The following is a 10100-nucleotide window of genomic DNA, read 5'->3' as shown; positions in this document are numbered from 1 at the left end:
GTCATCATATTCGTCGTCAGAAAACAAGTATTATGCCATTATTTCAATGAGTTATCTTTTTTTGTCGTGTACAGAGATAAATGTGTATGGAGTTAGTATATTGGCTGACTGGAGAGTGTGTGTGATCAGTGTGACACCATCAAGCAGTGTGTGATTAATAGACATCATTTCAATATAATTGGTGTCTATGCACAGAGAAATTCAACAAAGACTCGCATGGGTTAAATTATTTGAAGCGACCAATAATGCTGGCCTAGTTTGTCGGATATACGGCATTTCTAGACCAACGTTACGCAAGTAGTGGAAACTATATTCTGAGCAAGGTGTTGATGGATTAAATAGCTAGAGTAAGCGTCCGTTAAAATCTCCAAATACTTGAATCAATGCTGAGTTAAAAGCTTTAATCTTAGAAATGTGCTCAGTTAGAAATCTTGGTGCTAGACGATTGAAAATAGAATTGATGAGGCTTCATGAGAGATCTCTAATCCATAAAGTGTTATCCCTTCACAAAGTCGAGCCGATTAAAAAATTTCGTCGTAAAGTAGATTACATTCGTTATGAAGGCTCACTTTTAGGTGATAGAGTTCAGCTGGATACCTGAAAATTAGGCCGTAGGCTATATCGATATACATCAATTGATGACTGTACTAGATATTCTGTTTTAAGGATTTATAAACATCGAACAGCAATTAACACTCTTGATTTTTTAGAGTGCACAGTTGAGGAAATGCCTTTTCCTATACAACGAATACAGACCGACCGTGGACTGGAATTCTGTGCTGAAAAATTGCAGAAGAAAATGATGGCGTATGGAATTAAATTTAGACCCAATAATCAGGTTCTCCACATCTAAATGGCAAGGTAGAGCGTTCCCAAAAGATTGATAAATCAGAGTTCTAGCAACGATAGACATTAACTCTGAGGATCTGCAAAACAAACTAGCGGAATGGCAACATTACTATAACTGGATGAGACCACATTCAGCTTTGAAAGGTAAAACTCCAATGGAAAGGTATTTTGAATTAAGCGAAGAAACTCCTTTCTCTGATGAGGTCCAGAAGCAATATGATCCATCAAATGGACGTATTAAAAATGCTAATTAAAAAATGGATTTAGAGATCGTAAAATTGAAACGACCTCTATGAATCACACATATAAACACAACCGTGTCATAACAACATATGGTTTTCGTTCTACTTTTCGTGATTGGTCGGTCGGTCGCAAGATGCTAGCATCTTGCTCCAAACCTTAATTTTTCTTTGTTGCACTACTTCTGAGAATCTAGCTCATAAATAACATCCATTTTCATCTAACAAATCAATAGGCTTATTAACTTGATTAGAGAGTAAAAAAAGAAAATGATTCAGGGTCTCATTTAAAATATCTTTAGAAATTCTTAATTCAAAAAAATCTGCATAATCACAAACATCCTGATAACGCCCAAAGAAAATATTCATAAGTATAGCCAAAAGGCTAAGCCAGAACTCGCTCATACTCTTATCAAATTTGTTTGTAATTTTTATAGATAAAATTTCGTTGCGCTTATCTAAATGGATTCCTATCAAATAGCTAGTAAAACAATCATAAAATGACGATAAGTTCCCACCAAAAACTTTAGTATCAACAAAAATATTATTTAAATACTCACGATTATTTCCATATATTTTTTCACCAAAGAAATCATAAACCTCTTGTTCTGTTTGAAAAGCAGAAATATCAAAACTGACTTCTACGATAATTTTATTCTCATTATCCTTTTCTACAGAAAAATGAGCTATATCATTTTTTAACTGAATATTAGACATAACTTTATCCCCTTTGAATTCCTTGTTAAGGTAATTTACCTAATACACGCCATGTATTCCCACCAGTAGCTGCTGTTCCATAATGATTTGGTGTGTAATACATCATTCCCGTATCTCTATCTACTACGATTCTTTGAGGCCCCCGCCCCGAAATTCCTGATGTAGGAACAGTCCACTCTTCGAAATTTTTCCCTGTTGAAAAAGGCATTCCAGGTTGTTTAAAAGGTATGGACGGTGTTGAAAAATTCATATAACGCTTACCATCATCCAAATCTTTCAACCGATTGTTATTAATAATACGATTTATTGTAGGCGTTAAATCAACATCTATCGCTTTCCCTCCTACTGTAACTTTCTGCTTAACAATAGTTTCAGGTAATTTAGTAATCCAATCATTCTTCTCTGCTTGAGTTAAAGCTCTCAAAGACACCATATCTGGATGATATGGGGTATTAGGTAAAGCCGGTGTATTTGGGTTTCTTCCCGCTAAACTTTGGACAAATGCCTTATCACGCACCAACTCTTCTATTTTTCTTGATGCAACACCATTACTTTTCTTTAAATCTGTACCAACAACTAAATCAATTGCTGCCGTAACTCTATCAAAATTCGAAGTATTTCTAGCAAAAATGCTATATAAGTCATCAGCTATTCCTAATAAATCATCAGCACCTTGTTTTTTAATTGATGCCTTTAAATCATCAATTGTAATACTTTTACCAGCTTTTCTTAAATCATTTAACTCATCTAATGATTTAACTAAAGTTTTACCTACTGTAGATGCTAATTTAACTAAAGAATTGTTTTGTATAGCAATATCTGCACTATTCGCAGCAGTATTTACATCATAACCAGCGTAAGCTGATACTACACCTGCAATAATTTTCCCTGTAGAACGGATTTTAGTTTTTTCAACTTCATTATACTCAATACCATTCTTAGGTTCAGGCATTAATCCTGCAACTATTTCTCCAACACCCGCACCTATAGCCCCTGCTTCACAACTAGCTTTTGTAGCTGCCGCTGCCGCACATCCAGCAGCGGCATGGGCTATTTTATGTAATACGTATTCAAATGCCCTTGGATCAACTTTATCTAAATTATCACCAATATAACTTGCGAACTCTCCCTGTAATGCACCTGCCAAACCAGACAACAAAGCAATCTTCAGATTGTCCTCTAGATTTCCACCATTAATAGCTGTTTGCACAAGTGTAGAGCCAACAGAAGTCGTAAAGTTATTCATTAAACGATCTGATAATAAAGTACTATCAGGTTTAAGATTCATAGCTGTGCTTACTTGACTTAATAGTCCTGCTGTCACCACGCTTGTCGCTAAATTTTTTACAGAGTCTTTACTTCCCAATTCCTTTAATGTTTGATTAATATTACCGCCGTTATTAATCAAACTAACACTTGCTTGTGTCACCAAGGACGTTACCGCAGCTTGTGTCATTGCAACGGCAGTACCACCAAGAGTTGCAGCAGATCCACCTAAAGCCCCTACAACTGCTGCACCAGCCCCTGCGGTAACAGCAACTACAATAACTGCTATAATCGCAGCACCAGCACCTGTTAATCCTTGTGATTTATAGTCCCAATCTTTCTGTGCAAGAATAACCTTCTGCCAGTCGACATCTTTCCTATTCACAAAATCTTTTAAATAGGCATTTCCTGGCTGATTTGCCAACTTCATAATCTCATCACGAAGTTGAACCTTATTCTGATCTTTTTCACCAACAGGAATTTGGACTATCAACCCACCAGTAGCTTGAAAAATAGGTGTAGTCGGTCCATTAAAACTAGGAAGTTTTGCTGTTTCTGTTACAGAACCCTTATCTTGCATCGACTGCCAAACCACTGAATTTTTCTCTTTTTTAGTCGCCTCTTCAACTTTGGTAGTTGCTGGTAATAGAATAATATTACCCCCTGCTTGGACAGAAGCACCTTTTAAGTACTTAAACTCAGCGCCTTGAATTAAAGTATCATAATCCGATTTAGTATTTATAAAATCAGCTTTAGCTTTGACTGGAAGTTGTGCTATCTCTTTATAGCTATTATTAGATTTTGAATCATTATATTTTAATCCCCAGAATGATGATTTAGTTCGAGTAGATACTTCTTTACGATTGATTTCATCTGTTACAAGCAATTTTATATTTTTGGCTTGAATATCAATTTTACCTCCATCTTTTGCTTCCATTAAAGTTGAATATAAAACAGTATCTCCCTGACTTCTGATATTTATATTTTTTGCATATATATCTACAGGAATAGATGATACATTTTGTTCTTCATTAACAGTCTCTATTGTTTTTTTCTTACCATACCAATTTCTTTTTATTGTAATATTAGTTGTTTTATCGTATGACTGATCCTGCCCTGACAATAATATTATATTATTTGAACTCTGCAACTTTACATCATTTTTAAATGATTTAATTATTGCACCTTGTACAACCAAGTTATCTGTTGAATTTACTCCTATTGCTTTTAATTCAACCCCATTATCTCCATAAATATAAGATTTCAAAAAAAACTCTTTAACAAAATAATTTGAATCAGTATCTCTACCTAATTCATAACTATCAATAAAACCATCTACTAAAATACCAGCATCGACATAGTCAACATTATCTTTTGATGTGAGTATTTTATCTAAAGTACCTTTAGCTTCCAGAGTCATTTTCCCTAAAGATTTTAGATCTGAGCCTCGAACCAAAATACCTTTATTAGAAATAATATTCATATCTTGTTCAGATTTTAATTGTGCCCCCGCATGCTCATAGCCATTTAAACCAGAGGAAAAGAATTGGATATCTTTTTTTATCTGCTCTCCTTCCTTATCCAGATAATCCTTAAGCTGCTTAATACTATTTTCCCCATATATAGCTTTCATCATCGCAGCGGTAGATGACGTTTCAAATAAAATATTATTTACACCCGTCAATTGAAGATCATTAACAAATTTTAAATCTTTTAATAAAGCTAGTTTTTTATTAGACTGATTATAAATAAGTGAATTTTTCACACCATCTATAATTAAATCATTTTTTGTAGAAATAATATTTATATTTTTAGCATTAATTTTTGATCCTTGGATTTCAACTCCCTGTCCGTTTAAACTAACATCACCATTTTTTGTTTCTAATGATATTATCTTTTCAGAACCACTTCCTGTTCCCCCCCCATAACCTAACAATTTAACTGCACCAGCTTTAGCTGTTAAATCTATATCTCCGAATGCTGTAAATTTTTGTTTTTTTGGATCAATAACAAGGTCATTTGTTGTTTGAAGAATACTAAGATCACCATTTAAACTATTTAACTTAGCGTCATTTTTAAGTAGATCACTACCTGTTGCATTAAACTGTACATTTGATAGCCCCATTAAGAAACTACCTGCTTCCAGCAGTATTGCCCCGCCAGTATAATTCGCATTATGCGTTACATGACTAGATCCACTAATCATTGATAGGATGCCTTTAGCGGTTAAATTCGTTTGAGAGTTTGCAATATAATTGGTATAAGGCGAACCTAACTCTGAACTGATGTACATTAAGTTTTTAGCATTTAATGCCATATGTTTATCAGCGACCGCATCGGTAGATTGTATAGTTAAATTTTTCTTTGCTGATAGCTCTATATTGCCACTCGCTTTTAAATTAGTACCGACTAATTTTGTTTCACCTTCACTACTAACCGCAATATTGCCTGTAGTCGCAAGTAAGTCTGTTTGTTTAAGATTGACGTCTGCTTTTTTGTTCTCTATTAAAATATCTTGTGCCGTTAACTTAGTATTTATGATTCGTGATTGACCTTTATCACCTGTAATATAAATATCTTCATTGCCTTCTAAATTTACCCCGTTCTTACCTAGAAGCTGAATTGTTCCTTGGTTAGCTGTTAATTCAACTGCTTTTAATGCTAACTTTCCTTCACCCAATGAACCGATCGTAATTCCTTTCTCTGCTTTTAAAATAGCTTGTTTTGTTGTGACTTTATCTTTGTCAGCCGAAGGCGTCGGAGTCGTTTCTTGTAGAGAAATTAAATTAATATCTTTTTGTGCAAGCACAGAAAGCTTTCCTTGACTTGATACAGCATTCAAACTATTCGCATTAATATTCCCTGCCAATGCAGAAACATTGATATCCCCTTGTGCGGTGATTGCCTTGTCTAAGATCAGATCATTGACCTTTGATACAATATTAATATTCTTTTGAGAGGTCAGTGCAGTACTTAAATTAATCTTATTCGCTTGTAGATTAATATCATCTTTATTGGAAATTGTGCTACCAATCAAATCCATTTGATTTGCAGCATCTAACTGAACCTTCCCCGCAATTTGAGGTAGAGCGATATTTGTATTATCCCATTTTAAATTCTGCCCACTATAAGCATTAATATTTTTAACTCGACTTACAGAGTTCTCAACTGCAAGACCTAAGTTCTTTAAGTTAATGTCACCTGAACTCGATAAATTGAGATCTTTTGCGGCATTGATTGTTCCTGCTTGAATATCAATCAAACCTTGGGTGTTTGATGAGCCTGCTTGTAAATTAATTGAACCTAATGATGCGTGTAATAGTGTATTGGTAAATGATAATTTTCCTTTACCGAGTACATTCAAGTCTTGAGCTGCAATAAGTCGAGCACTTGCGCTTGATGTCAAATCTTGCTGTGCTTGAATGGTTGCAGAGCCACGATTACTTTTCAGTTCTGAACTCGTACCTAAATTGATATTTGCCGCGTCAACAAATAAATCACCACCTACTGAATCATTCATAATTCGGGTGTTAGCTGCCAAATTTAAATTACCTTTGGTGTTAATTAGCATTGGAGATGATGCAACACCACCATAGTTAATCAAAATATCTTTAGCATTGACGTTTAAGTTGTTCGCTGAATCGATATTCAGCATGCTATTACTGTTAATACTGCCTGATGAATTGATATCTCCCGCAGCACCAGTTTCAGATGTCGTTATACTCACCACACCTTGTGTTTTACTGGTTGAACTGATTAAACCACTATGTTCAATTTTACCGGCACTAGTGATGACAAGGTTATTTACAGCTTGTAATGTACCTGCGTTATTTACACCTAAGCCTTTTTCAGTACCGACCATGTAGATGTTGTTTGCATACATCCCACCTAAGGCTTTTACATCGATTGCAACTGTTGGTGCGGTAGCAGTTGAGGTTTTACTTTCTACTTTATTTAAATCAGCACTAATTGTATTCGTCCCAGTGATGACCTGAATATCATTTTTAGCGTAGAGTTGGGCATTTAATTCTAATGCTCTGGTATATAGATCAATATAGTTAGCATTGTTATTCGTTGCGCCACCTAATCCAAGATTTGAACCAGCATTTGCCGAAACTGTAATTTTTCCTTGATCAACTACAAATTCTTTAATCGATCCATCTGCATTAAGCTGTGGCTTCCCTGTTGTAAGAATGGCTTTATTAGCATTGATAAAGCCACCACCTTTGATATTAATTCCTGCTGGGTTAGCAATAATCAGATCAGCTTGTTGCCCTGCAATTTCAAGATTACCCTCGAACTTAGAAGCAATTGCTGAATTGACTTCATTCAAGATGATACGCGCTTCACCTGTTTGTAAATATGGGTTGGCTGCGACACTTCCCACAATGCTTGAAGCTGCACCTGTGCGACTATTGTTTAATACGGCACCTTGAGTAGGCACATCAAATTCTTTATAGATGTTGTGTGATACACCACTTGCATTGGGTGTTTGAATATTAATAACAGGCACATTCTGCTTTTGTGCATCTTGACCCACTCCAATAACAGGGCGATTTGCCGCATTCGCTCCTGTATCCGCCATCATCCCAGCATAAACTGTAGAGAGTGGCATCCATAAACTCATACTAGCGACTAAAGCTTTTACATGCCAAAGTTGATGGAAAGACTCTTCTGATGTAGGTGTTGCTACTGAGCTTGTAGATTGCCCCGAAGTTTTTGTTTGACTCTTGGCATTTTCTGCAACAGCCATAAACATTTGGCGAGCTTTGTTATAGATGATGCGGTAACGGTTCTTATTCATATCAGTTCTGCTATATTTTAAAATGAATATTTAATAAATCTGGAATATGGTTTAGTAGGCGTAACTCAGGCTAAAACCAGCTACCCAATCTTTTTTCAAACTTTTAGGTGCAATGAGTCCATGCCCTGTAAATGCATCCAAGTAGATGCCTTGGTAATAACTCCGTAGTCCAAAGACACTCCCCAGTAGATGTCTATTGTTTGGAATACTGTTGCGACCATTGACCCAACCTTGATCGATACCGAGATAAAATTGTGTGTTGGGAATTGGGGAGCCAAAGCTCATCTCTTGCTGTAAGTAGTGCCCGTTGTCACCCGATAGCATAATGTTTCCATCGAATCCTCTTACGCTATATCGTCCTCCAATATAAAAACGATCTTGAGGGACTAGAATTTTGGGTGCATATTGACCTTTCCAGCTCAAACGGTATTGCACTGGATGCTCTAAGATTTGCATTGGATAATTTAATCGGAGGTTAGCACTCCAAAGTGGTGCACGTGCGTAACCTTCTGATGGAAGCAAATTTCCATAGATGTCACGAATCTGTTCTTCAGCCGCTGGTTGGGCATCAAAAGCTCCCGTACCATGTCGATAATCCAAATCAAAATCTAATGAGGCTACACCTAAATATTGTCGATGTTGTAATCCGAGATACCAGCCCGAGGTTTGTCGACGCTGTACACTCACTTCAATGTTTTCAATAAAATTTTGGCTTCTCTTATGGTAAGCATTAGCATAAATACTTGTTTTATAATTACTTCCACGACTTAAAAGTCGTGATAATGCCAAATTGCTTTGTTGGGTTTTTCCACTGTATAGAATTGGGGCATTGTAACCCGCGACATATTGATCGTATTCAGATTGGTTAAAGCTAGCACTGAAATCATAGTTTCGAATAGGAACTTGGTAACTAATAAAATAGTTTTGGTTTCTGTCTTTATGCCAATTATCTAGTGAATGACTAAAATTTAAGTTGAATGCATCGTTAAGATAGAATGGACTATTTAGAGCTATACCAACATTACCAATGTATTTGCCCGTATTTTCACTTCCAGAATCATCAATTCCAATATTTAAATTTAGCTTTTTTAAAGGCTCAGCTTTGATTAATAAATCACTATAACCACTGAGTTCTGCCTGATTCGGCTCACTTGCTGGTATAATTTCAATATCCAAAGTACGATTTGAAGTACGTTTCAGATTCTCTAGACCTTGATCTAATTGTCTTAAATTGAGTACATCTTGTTCTTTGAATGGCAAAGCTGAATAAAGTTCTAATTTTGAAGGTTGTTCGTTTTGTCTAATGATTTTATGTAATCGACCTAGTTCAAGTTGTAGCTCTAAAATACCTGTATTCAAGTCTTGTGGTTGAGCTGTAATTTGAGTCGTAATCATGCCCTTTTTGAGCAATTCATTTTGGGAATATCGGACTAAATTTTGTAAGCTTTGCGTACCGATACACTTACCAATAATTCCTTTTTTGTGATTATTCAATGGTTTTAATAAATAGGAGAAATCTTTAGCCTGATATTGATCGTCATGATTATTTTTAATTGAAAGTGTAACTTGTTTAATCGGAAAACAAGGTGCTTCTTCTACAACAATATCTTTGACTGTGTAACTGGTCGATTTATTTTGTTGAGGACTCAGTTGTGGTTCTTGCTCTAAAAGTTGCTTCTTTAGCTCATTTAAACGTTGATCTTGTCTAATCACTTCTGGAAGTGAAATATCTTCTAATGCATAGCTATAAATTGGAATGTAGCTCAGTACGCATCCCAACAATATTTTTTTATTCATCTAAATTATTTAATAGAGATCAATCTAAATTGATACGAAATTTATACATAATCTCCATGATAAGCAATAAACAAAAATGTAAACCATCATCAAGTGCATATTTATTATACAGACTCGTATGCTCTATTTAATTTTTAAAAAATTTAAACCACTTTGAGCTGACTATAAGTGAAAAATAGTCTTAATCGTAAGTAAAAAATAGTCTTAATCGCCAGAAAAGGAAAACAAAGTTCTCCCTCTCTTAAATCAATTTAATCCCTACACAGACTATTGTAACCCTTTTTGAATATCATGAACATGAGGCAAATCATGCGATTGCTGATGCTGTCCTGATTTAGATTCCTCGGTGTAAAACTCCTCAACAATATCCAACCCCTCTTCTCCACCCACTTCAAAACTGGCATTACCATAACCCTGCCGTGCCACAT

Annotated in this window: 3 protein-coding genes and 2 pseudogenes; 1 reads left to right on the top strand and 4 read right to left on the bottom strand. The window is 35.4% G+C overall.

The features are described 5' to 3' along the window. Positions 1–187: 187 nt before the first annotated feature. Positions 188–1103 (top strand): annotated as a pseudogene (locus CDG56_RS14275) (integrase core domain-containing protein). Between the two features lie 183 nt (positions 1104–1286). Here CDG56_RS14275 and CDG56_RS16960 read toward each other — a convergent pair. From CDG56_RS16960 to CDG56_RS17120, 4 genes and pseudogenes are all read right to left on the bottom strand, one after another. After that, positions 1287–1805, bottom strand: a complete 519-nt coding sequence (locus CDG56_RS16960) for a hypothetical protein (RefSeq protein WP_143225727.1) — start codon at positions 1803–1805, stop codon at positions 1287–1289. A gap of 25 nt (positions 1806–1830) precedes the next feature. Continuing rightward, positions 1831–7875 (bottom strand): DUF637 domain-containing protein, encoded by a 6045-nt coding sequence (locus CDG56_RS14265; RefSeq protein WP_087548267.1) that lies wholly within the window; start codon positions 7873–7875, stop codon positions 1831–1833. Between the two features lie 51 nt (positions 7876–7926). Beyond that, positions 7927–9672, bottom strand: a complete 1746-nt coding sequence (locus CDG56_RS14260) for a ShlB/FhaC/HecB family hemolysin secretion/activation protein (RefSeq protein WP_087548266.1) — start codon at positions 9670–9672, stop codon at positions 7927–7929. 267 nt (positions 9673–9939) lie between these two features. Further along, positions 9940–10100: pseudogene (locus tag CDG56_RS17120) on the bottom strand (hydrolase or metal-binding protein); the annotation flags it as partial.

It is taken from the genome of Acinetobacter sp. WCHA39 (assembly GCF_002165385.1).
Taxonomy (GTDB): Bacteria; Pseudomonadota; Gammaproteobacteria; order Pseudomonadales; family Moraxellaceae; genus Acinetobacter.
Note: the sequence above shows the minus strand (reverse complement) of the source record. Positions and strands in the feature narration are given on the sequence as shown.

Bases quoted from the DNA above. Each gene is read 5' to 3' on its own strand.
- CDG56_RS16960 (WP_143225727.1), bottom strand. From the start codon at position 1,805: ATGTCTAATATTCAGTTAAAAAATGATATAGCTCATTTTTCTGTAGAA.
- CDG56_RS14265 (WP_087548267.1), bottom strand. From the start codon at position 7,875: ATGAATAAGAACCGTTACCGCATCATCTATAACAAAGCTCGCCAAATG.
- CDG56_RS14260 (WP_087548266.1), bottom strand. From the start codon at position 9,672: ATGAATAAAAAAATATTGTTGGGATGCGTACTGAGCTACATTCCAATT.